Genomic DNA, 16,068 nt, shown 5'->3' with positions numbered 1-16,068 from the left:
TATTGGCTGTAGTAATGTGAGCTGAAGTATTAAGGGGAGATCGCTGATGAAGGTATGCCAGTCATCAGCGGTTTGCTCTTTGCCCTCATGCATCAATGCGGACAAGGTGTTGGCACAAATTCACTTTGACTACGGCCCGCCTGACTTAACGTCAACGTGTAATGCCAGCTGTATTGTTTGGCACAATAAATAAAAGTACCGTTTTGTAGTGCTTGCAGGCTGCCGTCTTGTCGGAACTGAATTTGCTCGCGGTTGTAATAAAGCCAATGTGCATCTGTTGGCCGGTCCAGCAGCCGCAATAATTTCAGTTCGGTGTTTTTCTGCTGCTGTTGCTGATTGATTTGGATTGGAATTTGCCACCATTGATTCAGACACTCTCCATTATGCCAGGGGCAGAATGTCACCACTCGGCCGGAACTGATGGCCATAATCCGGGCAAAATTTAGATGTTGTTGAAACTGCCGGATATAACTTTGTGCCTGTTGCCGTGCCAGCATTTCCTGTAATGAGGGCCAACCAATGGCCAGCATCAATCCCAATAAATTAATAACTATTAATATTTCCAACAGGCTAAATCCAGCCTGCCGCTGTTGAGACAGCGCAATGTCGCTCTCAAACACAGTGTCGTGCGGACATGTCTGATTTATGGTTAAGGTATTATGGTCAAAGGAAGAGAGCATGATGAAATCCTTGTCTGTTACGCTGCATTCCTTGTAGCGCTTGATTTGGTTTAAGTCGTCGCTATCAAAAAGCCGTGGCTGATTTAGCGTGACTCTTTAACCATAGTGGGGAATTTTCAAGGTAGCAAATTTGTTAAGTGCAATTTACACGACTCGCTAATCAGGCAAAACGGCTCTGTACATCGGCCACAGTCGCTTGCAGAAAACGCGCATCGCAAAACAACTCAATTTGAGAATAGTGCTGAAAATCGCTACCATAGCGCGGAATTTTTCTTAAAGAGCGCAGCTTTATGTCGCAGTCCATTTCTGTCAGTTTGGTGCAACAACAATTTCCGGTTGGCGCTGTAAAGCAAAACAGTCAGCGGGTGATTGAATTAGCCGGGCAGGCAGCCACTGATCTGGTGATTTTCCCGGAATTGACCTTAACCGGTTATCCGCCAGAGGACTTGTTGCTACGCGATGATTTTATGCAGTTGGTTGAACAAGGTCTGGCGACGATCCTCGACGCCAGTTACCCGGGTGTGATAGTGGTGGGTCACCCGTGGCGTCAAGATGGCGCGCTGTATAATGCCGCCAGTGTGATCGCCAACGGCAAGTTACTAGGCCGCTATTTTAAACAATCGTTACCCAATTACGGCGTGTTTGACGAGCAACGTTATTTCACTGCCGGCACCGAAACCTTTAGCTTTGAATTTAAACAACAAAGCTTTGCGGTGTTGATTTGTGAAGACGTTTGGCAAGGCCATCCGGCAGCATCGGCCAAAGCTGCTGGCGCCGACTGGGCGCTGGTACTGAATGCATCCCCATACGACACCGCTAAAATTGCCCAGCGCCAGCATTTATTAACGACTCTGGCAGAGCGGTTGACCCTTGGTTTTGTCTATGTGAATCAGGCGCAAGGTCAGGACGAACTGGTGTTTGACGGCAGTTCAATGCTGGTCGACCCGAGCGGGAAGATTGTGCTGCAAGCGCCGTCGTTCACGCGCGAAATATATCGCGCCGAGTTGCACCAACAACATGGCATCTGCAGTGCCAGCCATCAGTTACAGTTGCCGGAAACTTTAAGTTTTGAAGCCGAAGTTTATCAGGCTCTGGTGATGGCAACCCGTGATTATATTCAACAAAACGGCTTTCCGGGCGCAGTGCTTGGATTATCCGGCGGTATCGATTCTGCCTTAACGCTGGCGATTGCGGCTGATGCGATTGGCGCAGATAAAGTACAGGCGTTGATGTTGCCATTTCGCTATACCTCCTCGATGAGCGTGGAAGATGCCACCGAACAAGCGAAAACCATGGGCATCGAATTTGACGTGGTGTCGATTGAGCCGATGTATGACAGCTTTATGCAGCAGCTGGCGCCGATTTTTGCTGGTAAGCCGGTCGATACCACCGAAGAAAACCTGCAGGCCCGCTTGCGTGGTGTGTTATTGATGGCACTGTCGAATAAAACCGGCCGCATGTTACTGACTACCGGTAATAAAAGCGAAGTTGCAGTTGGTTATTGCACCTTATATGGAGACATGTGTGGTGGTTTTGCGGTGATTAAGGATGTGCCGAAAACACTGGTATTCCGGCTGGCAGCCTATCGCAATACCATTTCTCCGGTAATCCCACAGCGAGTGATTGACCGGCCGCCTTCAGCAGAATTAGCGCCAGGTCAGACCGATCAGGACAATTTACCGCCTTATGACGATTTAGATGCGATGATTGAAGCTTATGTCGGGCAGGATAAATCGCTGTCTGAGATAGTCGCGATGGGCTATGCTGAAGCAACAGTGCGCCGGGTATTAAACCTGATTGATTTAAATGAATATAAACGACGTCAGTCGGCGGTGGGACCAAAAATCACCAGCCGTAACTTTGGTAAAGACAGACGCTACCCGATCACCTCGGCCATGCGCAAACAGCGGTAGAGCAGCTTATGAAAAAGATCGAAGCTATTATCAAACCTTTTAAACTCGACGATGTGCGCGAAGCACTGGCTGATATCAATGTCACCGGCATGACGGTCACTGAAGTCAAAGGTTTTGGCCGGCAAAAAGGTCATACCGAACTGTACCGGGGCGCCGAGTATATGGTCGATTTCCTGCCCAAAGTGAAGCTGGATATCGTGGTTTCCGACGATCAGGTGGATCGTTGTGTGGAAGCCATCATGAAAACTGCGCAGACCGGCCGCATTGGCGATGGCAAAATTTTTGTCTTTGACGTCGAGCGCGTGATCCGCATTCGTACCGGCGAAGAAGACGAAGAGGCGATCTGAGCCTATCTGAGCCTATCTGAGCTTAAGTGATGTCGACTCAGACGTCCTTAGACCAGCCTCCACTGGCAACAATACCAACACCAGCCAGCGAGCTGGTGTTGTGCCGTTATTGCGATTTGCTGCAACAACTGCCTGCGCTACAAGATGGCGAAGAAGCGGATTGCCAGCGTTGTGGTCACGAGCTGGATGCACGGCAGCGCGAATCAGCGATTCGGCCAATTTTGTATGCCATCAGCGCGTTATTTATGTTGGTGCTGACCAACTTATTCCCCTTTGTTGGGATGGATGCTGCCGGCAGCCATCGCGATATGGATTTCCTCGATACCTCGGCGGTGCTGCTCAGCGAAAATTATCCTTGGCTCGCCATTCTGGTGTGGTTGTTTATTCAGGCCATTCCGGCCTTTTGTATGATTGCCATCGTTTACTTAAAGCTTGGCATGTACATCCGTTTGCCAGCGTTGGTGCAGACCGCCCGATTGTTGTATGCGTTAAAACCCTGGAGCATGGTCGATATTTTCCTGATTGGCCTGATTGTCAGTTTTGTGAAGTTACTCACCCATTTTGAAATCTCGCTTGGCATGAGTTTCTGGGCCTTTTGTATTTTTTGTTTGTTGCACCTGCGTACTTTTCAGGTGGTGGATCGGCATGAATTATGGTCGCGCATCGCCCCAGCGCCGCAGCCGGTGCAAGGGAAAATCGCCGGTGAGACCGGTTTAAGCCAGCATCTGAAGGTGTGTAACTGCTGTACTGCGTTGGTGCCGCTGGAGCAGCCAACTTGCTCGCGCTGCGGCACTAAGGTGCGGCAACGTATTCCCGACAGTATCCAAAAAACGCTGGCGTTATTGTTTACCGCCACCATTTTGTATATCCCGGCCAATTTTTTGCCGATGATGGAAACGGTGTCGCTCGGCGATAGCATCGAATCGACCATTATCAGTGGCATTATTTTGATGTGGCAAGACGGCGCTTATCCGGTGGCGATTGTGGTGTTATTGGCCAGCGTGGTGATCCCGGTGCTGAAAATCGCTGTGATGTTTTGGCTTTGTTATTTAACCACTTTACCGCAGAGTGAGCGTAGCCAGCATGGCACCTGGGTATATCCGGTGGTCGACTGGATTGGCCGCTGGTCAATGGTCGACGTGCTGGTGGTGGCGATTTTAGCCGCCTTGGTGCGGTTTGATGCGCTGGTGGGGGTTTATCCCGGCATGGGTACCTTTGTATTTGCTTGTGTGGTGATTATCACCATGCTGGCGGCGATGAGTTTTGATCCCCGCTTATTGTGGGATCCAAGTCCGACTGAACAACTGGAGACAAGGCAGTGACTGAACAAGCGGTAAAAGCCAGGGTACGGAAAATAACCCAGTGGTCACCCATCTGGATAGTGCCGGTGGTGGCGGTGCTGATTGGCGCCTGGATGCTGGTGTATACCTATAAAAATCAAGGACCAACGCTGACCTTATTAGCCAGTAACGCTGAAGGTATTATTCCCGGCAAAACCGCCATCAAAAGCCGCAGTGTGGATGTCGGCAAAGTGTTTTCGGTGGAGTTGTCGCAGGATTTAAAACAAGTGGTGATCAAAGCGCGGATGAATCCGGGCAGTGATGCATTGTTAAACGATGAATCGCAGTTATGGGTGGTCAAACCAAGCGTTGGTCGCGGTGGCGTGACCGGATTAAATACATTGTTATCAGGTGCTTATATTGAACTGCAACCAGGCAAAGGCAGTACCGATAAATTTTACTACGAACTTTTAGACAGTCCGCCAATCGCGCCGCCGGATGCACCGGGCGTGCGGGTGTTTTTAACCAGTGGCGATGCGACGTCATTGTCAGTCGGTGATCCGGTGTTGTACCGGGGTTACGACGTGGGGACGGTGGAACTGGGTGAATTTGATACCGCCGGTCGCTCCATGCGCTATCAGCTGTTTATCCGCGCGCCTTATGATGCGCTGGTGACCGAAAATGTCCGGTTCTGGCAAAGCAGCGGTATGGCGCTGGATATGTCGGCCGAAGGGGTACGGATTGAAATGGGTTCGATTGCCACGCTATTAAGCGGCGGCGTGACTTTTGACGTGCTTGATGGCTGGCCACTCGGCGCGCCGGCAGCCAATAACAGCAAGTTTCAGCTGTTTCAAAACAAAAAGAGCATTCAGGATGGTCTGTACAACGAATACCTGGAATATCTGCTGTTTTTCGACGAATCCGTGCGTGGCCTGACGTCCGGTGCGCCGGTGGAATACCGTGGCGTGCGCATTGGTACCGTGATGACAGTGCCGTACTTTTTTAATATGAAAAACCCGCTGCAAATTGCCTTTAACCGCGGCATTCCGGTGTTGATCCGGATCGAAGCCGGTCGGCTATACGACAATCTGACTTTACCGCAACTGCAAACTGAGCTGGATCAGGCGGTACAACAAGGTCTGCGCGCGGTCTTGAAAACCGGCAATTTGCTGACCGGTGGTTTGTATATCGATCTGAATATTATTGAAGATGCGCCGCCGTTGGAGACGGTTGAAGTGGCTGTCGCAGCCGCAGCCGATACTACAGCCGTGCTTGATGCAGTACCTGATGCAGTACCTGATAAAGTAGCTGTCGCTGCTGTGGACAATGTGCAGGCAACACCGCTGGCTATACCGGAATTGGACCAGTTCGCCGGTTATAAAATTCTGCCAACCGCGCGCTCTGGTCTGGGTCATATCGAGCAAAAAGTGCTGCAGGCGCTGGATAAAATCAACAATCTGCCAGTCGAGCAAGTGCTGGCGGACAGTTCGGCCACGTTAAATGAAACCAGGCAACTGATGCTGGAAAGTCAGCAATTGGTGAAAAGCTTAGATGCGCTGGTCGGCAAAGATTCCACCCAGGCGCTGCCAGCAGAGGTGCAACAAAGTTTGCTGGAAATGCGTAAAACTTTAAATGGCTTTAGCGCTGGTTCGCCGGTGTATGAGCGTATTAACAGCAACTTACAAGCGATGGACAAAGTACTGCGCGATTTGCAACCTGTGGTGCAGACGCTGAATCAGCAAAGTAACGCGCTCATTTTAGGCGCTGATCCAAAAACCGATCCAGAGCCAAAACAAGGAGTGAAACCATGAAGCGGACTGTTGCTAGCCTGATGATGGCGGTGGGGCTTGCGGTATCAAGCGGTTGTAGCTCGGTGCAGGAGCTGAATTTTTATCAGTTGCCACAACAGGCGAATACCGCAGCGTCCGCCTCGATGGACGCAGCGGTGATTGTGGTCGAGCCGGTGATGGTGGCGAATTACCTCAACACTAATGCGCTGATTTTACAAACCTCCGACGTGCAACTGGTGAAAACCAGTCAGCATCAATGGGCAGAAGCTTTAGATCAACAGCTGACGCGATTATTGCAACAGCAGCTAGCGGCGGCACTGCCGGGTCATCGCGTCACCGACCGCGCGCCACAAGGACCACAACAACGGTTGTTGGTGCAAGTGGAACAGTTTCATGGCACTGAACAAGGCCGGGTGCTGGTCAGCGGCAAGTACAGTCTGGTCAATGGCGAACACACCATCCAACAACGGTTTGCACTGGAGTTAGCCCAACCGGAAGATGGCTATCCGGCGATGGTGGCGACTTTGGGAGAAGGCTGGCAACAAGTGGTGGCTGAGATCAGTCTGCTGTTTAAGCCGGATGTGTTGAAGGTGAAAGCTGGCGAGTAAATTTGTGCTGCGTTGCTGGTTTTAGTTCAAACCAGCAACATCAAGCAGTGCAACAATTAGCAGGGCAAAAATTCCAGCCCCAATACCACCGCCTTCCGGGCGCCGGTCACTGCCGGTACATTGCCCGGAATGCGCATATCATAGGCATAAGCCAGCCAGGCAAATGCCATCGCTTCGACCCAATCAGGTGCCACACCCAGCTCGGCCGTGGTGCCGATATAACACTGCGGCAATAACGACTGTAAATCTGCCAGCAGTACCGGGTTAAAAGCGCCGCCGCCGCAGACAAAAATATCAGCAACCGGATACTGACTAATTGCCAACGCCATAGTCCCAGCGCTAAACCGGCTTAAGGTGCGCTGCACATCGGCTGCTGCGTCATTGCGACCCGCCAAATGCTGGTTGAGCCAATTCAGTTGAAAGTATTCGCGGCCGGTACTTTTGGGGCCGGTTTGGGCAAAATAAGGATCAGACAACAACTGCAGCAATAAATCCGGTAACAACTGGCCACTGGCAGCAAAAGCGCCAGCCGCGTCATAAGGTTGTTGCCGGTGTAATTCCACCCAGTTATCGAGCAAGCAGTTACCGGGGCCGGTATCAAAACCAAGCAGCGGTTGATGCGGCAGCAATAACGTTAAGTTGGCGATACCGCCGATATTCAAAATACAGCGGCCTTTACCAGGATCAGCAAAGATCGCCTGATGAAAAGCCGGTACTAACGGCGCACCCTGGCCACCAAAGGCAATGTCTTTTCGTCGAAAATCACCAATCACCCGAATACCGGTTAATGCAGCAAGCCGGTGCATATCACCAATTTGGTAACTAAAAGGCTGGCGGGCGTTAGGACGATGGCGGATGGTCTGGCCGTGACAACCAATGGCTTCAATCTGGCTTGCCTGAACACCGCTTTGTTGCAGCAACTGCGATACGGCAGCGGCGTAACAATCGGCTAAATCGGCTTCGATGATACCTAGCCGTTCGATTTCATTGGCACCAGGCTGGCTGATGGTCGCAAGTTCGGCGCGTAAGGTTGCAGGGTAGGGCAGTAATAGGGCGTTTAAAAGTTTGGGAGCGCTATCAGCAAAATCGACCAGCACCACATCAATCCCATCTAGGCTGGTGCCTGACATGATCCCGATATAAAGCTGGTCGTTGTTCATCAGATTGGAAGCTTACTGGTTTGAGGCCAGTACTACACGTTCATGAGATTTCAGCTGAGCAATCAACTGCTTGGCATTGCTGGCAAATTTTACTTTCGCCACGCCTTCCAACGGATGGGCTTGCGGCAGTTTTACCGTTCTTGGGTTACGGTGCACACCGCCAACCACAAATTCATAATGCAAGTGGGCGCCGGTGACACGGCCGGTTGCACCTAAACGGCCAATGATGTCACCTTGTTTCACTTTATCACCACGTTTTACTTCACGTTTGGATAAGTGCAGGTATTTGGTCACGATATTGTTAGCATGCTGAATAAACACGTAGTTACCGTTGGCGCCTTTTTTCGCAGAATCAATCACTTTACCATCACCAGCCGCCATGATTGGCGTGCCAACAGGGGCAACATAATCAACACCGTTGTGGGCGCGGATTTTACCAAGGACCGGATGTAAACGACGAGGATTAAAATTAGAGCTGACATACTGGAAGCTAACCGGGGCACGTAAGAAGGCCTGTCGCATGCCACCACCGTCTGGCTTGTAGAAGTTGCCATCAGTGTGACGAACAGCCTGATAAACCTGGCCCTGGTTCTGGAACTGGGCGGCAATAATAGCGCCGTTACCAATATACTGACCTTCAGCGTAGTTACGTTCAAACATCACACTAAAGGTATCACCGGAATGAATGTCTAACGCGAAGTCGATGTCGTAACCAAAAACGTTTGCTAAATCAAGGATTTGCGCTTCAGATAAACCAGCGCGTATCGCCGAATTCCAGAAGCTGCCGCTGATGACGCCTGCAACCACTTCGGTACGGACTTCAATTTCTTTTTGCAACTGACGTGATTCAAAAGTGTTGTCGCCGGTGCGTTGTACCCGCAGAGTCTTTAAGTTGCTGATGGTGTAACGTAATTCTTGCAGTGAACCGTCGGCCGCTAAGCCAAATTCGAGTTGTTCACCTGGAAATAAGCGGGTCAGGGTTTTAGCGTCTTTACCAGAATCTAAAATAGCCTGCATGGTCACGGCATCAATTTTCGCTTTACGGAACACTGCACCTAACACATCACCCTTTTTCACTTCGACCGAAACCCACTCTAATGAGTTGTCTTCTTGTGGCAGGGTGCTGTCGGCGTTTTGAACTAAGGAGTCGGTAACAACGGGGACTGCAAGACTATAACGTTTACCAATTTCTAAACTGCTCTTTTCCGAGTCTTTCGAAGCTTCGGCAGGATCTGAGGGGATCAACAGCAGTACAGACAATAATGAGGCTAAGCCAACGATGACTAAGCGATGTTTAGTGGGCAAAGATGAAAACATAGAAGGCGCATCTCTTATTATTATGGGGGAAACCACGTAAAAAATGAGCATATAACGATTTTTTGCAAGATCCAAGAGTTTTGTGCGTTTAATCGCAAGGAATGTTGCAGTAGAATGCGGGCTTATAAATTCAGGCGAAAAATTATCCGAAGGAGTAACGCATGACGCAGTGGCAACAGGCCTTAGCCGAGATCAAGCGTGGTTGTGAAGAGGTGTTATTAGAAGAAGAACTGATTGCTAAATTAAAGGAAGGCAAACCGTTAAAAGTTAAAGCTGGCTTTGATCCAACAGCTCCGGATTTGCACCTTGGTCACACAGTTTTAATCAACAAATTACGCACTTTTCAGCAGCTCGGCCATGAAGTTATTTTCTTGATTGGCGATTTCACCGGCATGATTGGTGATCCAACCGGCAAAAATGTCACCCGCAAACCATTAACCCGCGAAGACGTGTTAGCCAATGCCCAAACGTACCAGGATCAGGTATTTAAGATCCTGGATCCGGCAAAAACCCGGATTGCTTTTAACTCCGAGTGGATGGAAAAGTTAGGCGCTGCTGGCATGATCAAACTCGCTGCCCGGCAAACCGTCGCCCGAATGTTAGAGCGCGACGATTTCAAAAAGCGTTATGCCAATAACCAATCGATCGCGATTCATGAATTTTTATACCCATTAGTGCAAGGCTGGGATTCAGTTGCGCTGCAAGCCGATATCGAAATGGGTGGTACTGATCAGCGTTTTAACCTGCTGATGGGCCGAGAACTGCAAAAAGACGAAGGCCAGCGGCCACAGACCATTATTATGGTGCCGTTGCTGGAAGGCCTCGACGGCGTGCAGAAAATGTCAAAATCGCTGGGCAACTACATCGGCATTACCGATAGCCCAACCGAAATGTTTGGCAAAATGATGTCGGTCAGCGACGATTTAATGTGGCGTTATTACGATTTACTAAGCTTCCGGCCGCTGGAAGCCATCGCCATGCTGAAACAACAGGCCGCCGAAGGTCGCAATCCGCGTGATATCAAAATTGAACTGGCAAAAGAAATTATTGCCCGTTTCCATGATGAAGCCGCCGCCGAAGCTGCCCACGCCGATTTCACCCAACGTTTTTCCAAAAACGCTTTGCCGGATGATATTCCGGAAGTGACAGTGACGATTGAAGCTGCCGCCATCGCCATACCACAGCTCTTAAAAGAAGCGGGTCTGGTCGAAAGCACCTCAGAAGCGCTGCGGATGATTAAACAAGGCGCAGTGAAACTCAACGGTGACACCAAAGTGGAAGACAGCAAACTAGAATTCGCCAAAGGTTCCAGCACCATTTTCCAGGTTGGCAAACGCAAGTTTGCTAAGGTGACGTTGGTTTAGGTGATGTTGATCTGTAACTACGTTGATAAAACACTTTACAGATCAACACGAATAACCGGATGATTCGGCAGCGATTTTTTGTCCCTGGGAGTGGACTACCGATGTTGAAACTATGCTAAGCCAACATATGTTAAGCGATCACCTGTTATTTTTCTTCTCGGCGCTGGGCGCTTTTAATGGTCTGGCGTTGGCACTGTATTTGTGGTTTTCCGGTAAAACTTCGCTGGCGCAGCGTGCGCTGGCGGTGTTGATTTTGATGGTCAGTGTCCGTACCGGTAAATCGGTGGCATTTTTTTTTCTGCCCGATACGCCTGCTTTAGTGATGCAAGCCGGATTGACTGCCTGCTTGCTGATTGGTCCATCTTTGTATTTTTTTATCCGCACCAGCCTGAGTAACTCCACCGCTTTCGGGCGTTTTGAGCTGTGGCATGGCAGCATGCTGGCCGTCATTGCTATTTCGCTGAATCTACTGTGGCCTTATGCTGACCACGCCAGGATCTGGCATGGACCTATTGTGACGACTGGCAACTTGTTGTGGTTGCTTTATCTCATCGTCAGTACCGCTGTGCTGATGCAGCAGCGCCATCGTTTGCCGACAGGTAGTGCCAGACGCCTGCTGCTTGCGGTCACTACCGGACTTTGGCTGATCTGGTTGGCGTATTACACCTCAGGTTTTACCTCTTATATTGTCGGAGCCTTGTCGTTTTCTTTTGTGCTTTATCTATGTGGGGCCGTCGCCTGGGCCTGGCGGCAAGGTCAGGCACCGGTTGAGCCGTATCAAGATCGGCGTATTCCGGCCGCTGAGGCTGCCACCGAGTTACAGGCGCTGGCCGATTTAATGACGCGGGAGCGGCTTTATCTGGATCCAGGTCTGACTCTTGCGCGGCTGTCACGTCGGTTGGGTCTGCCGCAAGCGCGCTTATCGCAATTGCTGAATGACAACAATGGCACCTCATTTAAACAATACGTCGCCCGGTTGCGGGTTGCTGAAACCGAACGCCTGCTGCTGGAACCTTCTGGCCAGACACTGGAAGCCATTGCCGAGGCCGCCGGTTTTCAGTCACTCTCAACTTTCTATGCCGCCTTTAAAAAAGCCAATGGCTGTACTCCGGCTCTGTTTCGCGAGCGTCATTTATCCCGTGAACAGGTGATTTGACTGCGAAAACAGCTTTTCGTAGTACGGAAACCCCTAGCAAGACATTGATTCCAAACATTTTCACTTAGGCTGAAGGCTCCTTTAACCCATGGAGCTTTTATCGATGATTTGGAAAAAATGTTATCAACTGCTGTTTTGTCTGCTGTTCAGCGGGCTATTACACACTACACCAGCACAAGCCAGTGAAACCAAAACGGGCGTAGAAACAACATCCGCCGGTCGGGTATTGTTTGTACTCTCCAACGTCAAATTCCATGGCAATTCCACCTTGTCTGCCAGCATCAGTTTTGGCGAAGTAGTCAATGCCTGGGATACCTTTCATGCTGCCGGTTATGCTGTTGACTTTGTGTCACCGGATGGCGGTACCGTGCCGATAGACCCCTCAGTGCTGGGCGAACGTTTAACTGCGCGCCTGCAAGACCAGCGCATTATGGTTGGCCTCACCAACACCCATACGCCGGATCAGATTGATGCAAACCGTTACCGCGCTGTGTACTACGTTGGTGGCAGCAACGCCATGTATCAGGTGGTGGATGACGTCCGGCTGCAACAAATCTCGCGGCATATTTATGAGCAAAACGATGGGGTGATTTCGGCGGTCTGCCATGGCACTGCCGGTATTGTTCGTCTCAAACTCAGCAACGGCCAGTATTTGCTGGCAGGTAAACGTGTCACCGGCTACCCGGAAGACTATGAAGACAAAACCGCGCCTTATTTTCAGCACTTACCTTTTCCGATGCGTCAGACCATTGAAGCCAATGGTGGCCTGTTTAAAGCACCGGATCCCGAAAAACCCTACATCGAAGTGGATGGCCGTTTAGTCACAGGCCAGAACTATCCGTCAGCACCTTTGGTCGCCAGTGCTGTAGTACAAATTCTTAAGCAACAACCAACCACCGCGAACAACTAATGGTTGATTTTATTCAAAAAGGAAAATTGAACTATGAACACCAATTTTAAAAACATCAGCAAAACCGTTTCTAAGACCTGCATTGCCATGAGTCTGAGTTTGGGCCTGAGTGGCTATGCCATGGCCAGCACACAGCTGCAGCTACACGCCGAATATGCCGCTATCGACACCACCATGCAAACCATGATGCAGGCCTTTGAACAAGGTAGTGCGCCAACGGCTTTTAAGGTGATCCTAAAAGACACCGTGGTGGTTGGCTATTCCGGCAAACAACAAAAAGTTGTCAGTGTTTCCGGTGAAGAATGGGCCAAAGGATTTCAACCGGCGCCGGATGAAGACCAGCGTCACCGCAAGTACCAGATTTTGGATATCACCGATACCGGAGCCGTGGTGAAAGTGATGCTGGATTACCCGCAATGGCTTGGGGTGGACTATCTGGCCATGACCAAAATCAACGGCCAATGGCGAGTGGTCAGTAAGTCCTGGAGTGGTACGCCAAAATCCGCTAAATAAATTAGCTAACCCAAAAAATGGCCGATAAAGAGTCTTTTGTCGGCCATACCCATACCGTGCAACTTCTGCTGTGATGCATATTTTTAAGCGGCCCTCTTTTCTTTGCTTAATAATTGATCTAAGGTGATATCAAGTTGATATCACATTGAGGTGAGTTATGAGTAATGTAATCGTTCATAAAGAAATGCCAGCCCGCAGTAAATCAGGTTTTGGCATGTTGTCGGTTCTGCTGGCGTCACAACTAGCTTCAATTGCAGCTTTACTGCTGCTGCCTGGTTTTCTGAAAATTATTGCCTTGCTCTGGGCCATCGGTTCTTTTATCTGCTGGTTTGGCTTTTATATGGTGCAGCCGAATCAGTCGGCAGTGTTACAGCTGTTTGGTCAGTATGTCGGCACTGATTTTGTTAATGGTTTGCGCTGGGCTAACCCGTTTTTCAGCAAGCAAAAAGTCAGTTTGCGGGTCCGCAACTTTGAAAGCAGCAAGCTTAAAGTTAACGATCACGCCGGTAATCCGGTCGATATTGCTGCGGTGGTGGTATGGAAAGTGGTCGACAGCGCTGAAGCAGTGTTTGAAGTCGAAGACTATGAAAACTTCGTCAGTATCCAAAGTGAAGCCGCGCTGCGTTATCTGGCGTCCAGCTACCCGTATGAAGCAGAGCACGAGCATGAAATCAGCTTGCGTAGTTCAGGTGATGAAATTACCGACCTCATGCGCACTGAAATTCAAAACCGGGTGCAAAAAGCCGGTGTTGAAGTGATTGAAGCGCGCATTAGCCACCTGGCTTATGCTCAGGAAATTGCCAGCGCCATGTTACAACGCCAACAAGCGCGCGCCGTGGTGATGGCTCGTACCCAAATCGTTGAAGGTGCCGTTGGGATGGTGGAAATGGCGCTGAACCGGCTTGCCGAAAAAGGTGTGGTGGAATTAGATGAAGAGCGTAAAGCGGCGATGGTCAGTAATTTACTGGTGGTGCTTTGCGGCGACCACAGCGTGCAGCCGGTGGTAAATACCGGCACTATTTATTAAGTCTGCCGATGATTAAGTTTGCCGAATTGAGGTAAAACTGGGGTGAAAAATGGCAAAAAAAGCCTTTGCGCTGCGACTTGATGAGGCCATGTTAGCGGCACTTCAGCGCTGGGCCGATGATGAGTTTCGCAGCGTCAATGGTCAGATTGAATATCTGTTGCATGCAGCTTTAGTACAAAATGGCCGGCAAAAAAAATCGATGCCTGAAGCGTTGCGTCCAGACGATCAACATGACCAAAGCTGAAAACCGGGATCCGGAACAGACACAAAAAGTCTGTTTCTAACCCAGCCACACGCGCACAGCTATTCCAAAGCACGGTGCTGTGATAATCTTTTCACTTTGTCGCGGAACGTTGCCGTGAACATAGTGAAAAGCACTATATTTATGATGGCCAAATGTCTGAGAAGAGAGTTGCAACATGAGCGAACCCCTGGTGTTGGAGTTATTCTGGTCTGAGACCGGTGAGCAAAAGTCGGTACGGCTGGAGCTTGATCAGCAGCCACTAACGATTGGCCGGGCGCCAGGCAATCAGCTCGTGTTGGAAGATGCCAGTGTGTCGCGCCAGCATGCTGAGATTGTGCTGACACCACAAGGGGTGATGATCAAAGACACCGGTTCGCGTTTTGGCACTTTGTTAGATCAACAGTTGTTGATCCCAGGCAAAGCGATGTTGTTAGCCAAAACCGTTGAATTGCAGTTTGGCACGCAAAAAGTACAGTTAAAACTGCAGCACGAAGATCTGCAGGAACAGGAATTTGCAATCTGGGCTTTGCACGAACTGCAGCAAAAGTTTGAGAACATTCAACAACAAAGCTTACTGGCTTTGCACCAGGTCAGTCAGGATCCGACGAGTTTAGTCTTACACCAACAACAATTGCAGCAGCATTTTCAGCAGGTGCTGCAGCAGGCTGATACCTGGTCGGCACAAAATACCTTATTACAACAATTAAATACGCTGCTGAATCAGACTCAGGGACACCAGGCATTATTGCAACAAGCGATGCCGTTGATCGCCAATGTATTGGGGGCAGAACGCGGTTTTGTGCTGATGTTTGAACCCCGTGAGCAACGTTTTCAAAGTTATGCCGTTTATCAGTATGAAGCCATCAGCAAACCTGAGCTGACCGAGCAAACGGAGTTCAGTTTGTTGCTGGCACGCCACAGTTATCAACAACGCGCCTTGCTGGTTATCGATCAGACCGAACAATTATCGACCTTCCGATTAGCAACCAAGGCGGTGCCAGCGGGCTGCTGTAGCTTGCTGGTGGTGCCGCTGATTTATGGTGATGAAGTGCTGGCGGTGTTGTATCTGGACCATCAAACACAGCATGGTGCCTTTAGCACAGTCCAGCAAACCTTTTTGCAGACGCTGCAGCAACAATTGGCGCTGGCGCTGAAAAGTGCCATCAGCCTGAGTCGGGCGCTGACTGATGATCTAACCGGTGTCTACAGCCGCAATATGATGGAAGAACAAATCACCCTGGCAATGGATCAGGCGAAACGGTATGGCCATCCTTGTAGTCTGTTGTTTCTGGATATCGATAATTTTAAACAGATTAACGATCAGCACGGCCATTTGGTGGGTGATGAAGTGCTCAAACGGATCGGCCGGTTGTTACAGGATGTCGCACGGAACAGTGATGTGGTCGGCCGGCTTGGTGGTGAAGAATTTGTGCTGTTGGTGACCGGCACCGCACTGGAAGGTGCCACTGTTTATGCAGAGCGGATCCGCCAGGATATTGCCAAATTGCAACTCAAAGCCGGTACCACCGCCGTGAAGGTGACGGCCAGTATTGGCGTGGCTTGTTACCATCTGCCGCTGCATAACCTGGCGTATCGTTTTATTGAATGTGCCGATCAGGCGATGTATCAGGCTAAACATCTGGGGAAAAACCGAGTGTGTGTCTATCAGCCAAATCATAGTCCGCAGCAGGACACTGCGCTGGATTTACTGCGTTTTAGTCTACAACGTTAACTGAAGATGCAGTGCAGCCAGTGTTTT

The 16,068-nt window shown here is 50.1% G+C and carries 15 protein-coding genes; 12 read left to right on the top strand and 3 right to left on the bottom strand.

What is annotated here, in order from left to right:
• Positions 1 to 92 precede the first annotated feature (92 nt).
• The gene (locus tag EOE67_RS00755; protein ID WP_127697152.1) at positions 93 to 680 is read right to left on the bottom strand and encodes a GspH/FimT family pseudopilin; all 588 of its coding nucleotides are present in this window, start codon (positions 678 to 680) and stop codon (positions 93 to 95) included.
• A 290-nt stretch (positions 681 to 970) separates the two neighbouring features.
• Here EOE67_RS00755 and EOE67_RS00750 point away from each other — a divergent pair, with 290 nt between their 5' ends.
• Genes EOE67_RS00750 through EOE67_RS00730 form a run of 5 tightly spaced genes read left to right on the top strand, consistent with a single transcriptional unit; the run spans position 971 to position 6,618 of the window.
• Positions 971 to 2,593 carry an NAD+ synthase gene (locus tag EOE67_RS00750; RefSeq protein ID WP_127697151.1) on the top strand — a complete coding sequence of 541 codons (1,623 nt, stop codon included), beginning with the start codon at positions 971 to 973 and terminating at the stop codon, positions 2,591 to 2,593.
• Between the two features lie 8 nt (positions 2,594 to 2,601).
• The gene (gene glnB, locus EOE67_RS00745; protein WP_068067355.1) at positions 2,602 to 2,940 is read left to right on the top strand and encodes a nitrogen regulatory protein P-II; all 339 of its coding nucleotides are present in this window, start codon (positions 2,602 to 2,604) and stop codon (positions 2,938 to 2,940) included.
• A 29-nt stretch (positions 2,941 to 2,969) separates the two neighbouring features.
• Positions 2,970 to 4,262, top strand: a complete 1,293-nt coding sequence (locus EOE67_RS00740) for a PqiA/YebS family transporter subunit (RefSeq protein ID WP_127697150.1) — start codon at positions 2,970 to 2,972, stop codon at positions 4,260 to 4,262.
• Positions 4,259 to 6,031, top strand: a complete 1,773-nt coding sequence (gene pqiB / locus EOE67_RS00735; protein WP_127697149.1) for an intermembrane transport protein PqiB — start codon at positions 4,259 to 4,261, stop codon at positions 6,029 to 6,031. Before EOE67_RS00740 ends, pqiB begins: the two co-directional genes overlap by 4 nt.
• Positions 6,028 to 6,618: a PqiC family protein gene (locus EOE67_RS00730; protein ID WP_127697148.1), complete on the top strand. Its 591-nt coding sequence runs from the start codon at positions 6,028 to 6,030 to the stop codon at positions 6,616 to 6,618. The genes pqiB and EOE67_RS00730 overlap by 4 nt, the downstream gene beginning before the upstream one ends.
• A gap of 56 nt (positions 6,619 to 6,674) precedes the next feature.
• Here EOE67_RS00730 and EOE67_RS00725 read toward each other — a convergent pair whose 3' ends face one another.
• Both EOE67_RS00725 and EOE67_RS00720 read right to left on the bottom strand, forming a co-directional pair.
• Positions 6,675 to 7,778, bottom strand: a complete 1,104-nt coding sequence (locus EOE67_RS00725) for an anhydro-N-acetylmuramic acid kinase (protein ID WP_127697147.1) — start codon at positions 7,776 to 7,778, stop codon at positions 6,675 to 6,677.
• A gap of 12 nt (positions 7,779 to 7,790) precedes the next feature.
• Positions 7,791 to 9,095 (bottom strand): peptidoglycan DD-metalloendopeptidase family protein, encoded by a 1,305-nt coding sequence (locus EOE67_RS00720; protein ID WP_127697146.1) that lies wholly within the window; start codon positions 9,093 to 9,095, stop codon positions 7,791 to 7,793.
• A 161-nt stretch (positions 9,096 to 9,256) separates the two neighbouring features.
• On the opposite strand from EOE67_RS00720, the gene tyrS reads away from it, so the two are divergent.
• The 7 genes from tyrS (at position 9,257) to EOE67_RS00685 (ending at position 16,041) form a co-directional block, all read left to right on the top strand.
• Positions 9,257 to 10,459 carry a tyrosine--tRNA ligase gene (gene tyrS / locus EOE67_RS00715; protein WP_127697145.1) on the top strand — a complete coding sequence of 401 codons (1,203 nt, stop codon included), beginning with the start codon at positions 9,257 to 9,259 and terminating at the stop codon, positions 10,457 to 10,459.
• 112 nt (positions 10,460 to 10,571) lie between these two features.
• Positions 10,572 to 11,615: an AraC family transcriptional regulator gene (locus EOE67_RS00710; RefSeq protein ID WP_127697144.1), complete on the top strand. Its 1,044-nt coding sequence runs from the start codon at positions 10,572 to 10,574 to the stop codon at positions 11,613 to 11,615.
• Positions 11,616 to 11,718: 103 nt separating this feature from the next.
• Positions 11,719 to 12,525, top strand: a complete 807-nt coding sequence (locus EOE67_RS00705; protein WP_164852176.1) for a type 1 glutamine amidotransferase domain-containing protein — start codon at positions 11,719 to 11,721, stop codon at positions 12,523 to 12,525.
• A gap of 33 nt (positions 12,526 to 12,558) precedes the next feature.
• Positions 12,559 to 13,038: a nuclear transport factor 2 family protein gene (locus EOE67_RS00700; protein ID WP_127697142.1), complete on the top strand. Its 480-nt coding sequence runs from the start codon at positions 12,559 to 12,561 to the stop codon at positions 13,036 to 13,038.
• 157 nt (positions 13,039 to 13,195) lie between these two features.
• Positions 13,196 to 14,065 (top strand): SPFH domain-containing protein, encoded by an 870-nt coding sequence (locus EOE67_RS00695; RefSeq protein WP_164852175.1) that lies wholly within the window; start codon positions 13,196 to 13,198, stop codon positions 14,063 to 14,065.
• Positions 14,066 to 14,114: 49 nt separating this feature from the next.
• Positions 14,115 to 14,309: a type II toxin-antitoxin system antitoxin gene (locus tag EOE67_RS00690; RefSeq protein WP_127697141.1), complete on the top strand. Its 195-nt coding sequence runs from the start codon at positions 14,115 to 14,117 to the stop codon at positions 14,307 to 14,309.
• A 175-nt stretch (positions 14,310 to 14,484) separates the two neighbouring features.
• On the top strand, positions 14,485 to 16,041 hold the full coding sequence (locus tag EOE67_RS00685; RefSeq protein ID WP_127697140.1) for a diguanylate cyclase: 1,557 nt from the start codon (positions 14,485 to 14,487) through the stop codon (positions 16,039 to 16,041).
• The last annotated feature ends 27 nt before the right edge of the window (positions 16,042 to 16,068 follow it).

The sequence above is a fragment of the Rheinheimera riviphila genome (assembly GCF_004005945.1).
Taxonomy (GTDB): Bacteria; Pseudomonadota; Gammaproteobacteria; order Enterobacterales; family Alteromonadaceae; genus Pararheinheimera; species Pararheinheimera riviphila.
The sequence above is the reverse complement of the archived record's forward strand: the minus strand, read 5'-3'. Positions and strand labels throughout refer to the sequence as shown.

Excerpts from the sequence above, each read along its gene's own strand:
- EOE67_RS00755 (WP_127697152.1), bottom strand. The coding sequence starts at position 680 with ATGCTCTCTTCCTTTGACCATAATACCTTAACCATAAATCAGACATGT.
- EOE67_RS00750 (WP_127697151.1), top strand. The coding sequence starts at position 971 with ATGTCGCAGTCCATTTCTGTCAGTTTGGTGCAACAACAATTTCCGGTT.
- glnB (WP_068067355.1), top strand. The coding sequence starts at position 2,602 with ATGAAAAAGATCGAAGCTATTATCAAACCTTTTAAACTCGACGATGTG.
- EOE67_RS00740 (WP_127697150.1), top strand. The coding sequence starts at position 2,970 with ATGTCGACTCAGACGTCCTTAGACCAGCCTCCACTGGCAACAATACCA.
- EOE67_RS00730 (WP_127697148.1), top strand. The coding sequence starts at position 6,028 with ATGAAGCGGACTGTTGCTAGCCTGATGATGGCGGTGGGGCTTGCGGTA.
- EOE67_RS00725 (WP_127697147.1), bottom strand. The coding sequence starts at position 7,778 with ATGAACAACGACCAGCTTTATATCGGGATCATGTCAGGCACCAGCCTA.
- EOE67_RS00720 (WP_127697146.1), bottom strand. The coding sequence starts at position 9,095 with ATGTTTTCATCTTTGCCCACTAAACATCGCTTAGTCATCGTTGGCTTA.
- tyrS (WP_127697145.1), top strand. The coding sequence starts at position 9,257 with ATGACGCAGTGGCAACAGGCCTTAGCCGAGATCAAGCGTGGTTGTGAA.
- EOE67_RS00710 (WP_127697144.1), top strand. The coding sequence starts at position 10,572 with ATGCTAAGCCAACATATGTTAAGCGATCACCTGTTATTTTTCTTCTCG.
- EOE67_RS00705 (WP_164852176.1), top strand. The coding sequence starts at position 11,719 with ATGATTTGGAAAAAATGTTATCAACTGCTGTTTTGTCTGCTGTTCAGC.
- EOE67_RS00700 (WP_127697142.1), top strand. The coding sequence starts at position 12,559 with ATGAACACCAATTTTAAAAACATCAGCAAAACCGTTTCTAAGACCTGC.
- EOE67_RS00695 (WP_164852175.1), top strand. The coding sequence starts at position 13,196 with ATGAGTAATGTAATCGTTCATAAAGAAATGCCAGCCCGCAGTAAATCA.
- EOE67_RS00690 (WP_127697141.1), top strand. The coding sequence starts at position 14,115 with ATGGCAAAAAAAGCCTTTGCGCTGCGACTTGATGAGGCCATGTTAGCG.
- EOE67_RS00685 (WP_127697140.1), top strand. The coding sequence starts at position 14,485 with ATGAGCGAACCCCTGGTGTTGGAGTTATTCTGGTCTGAGACCGGTGAG.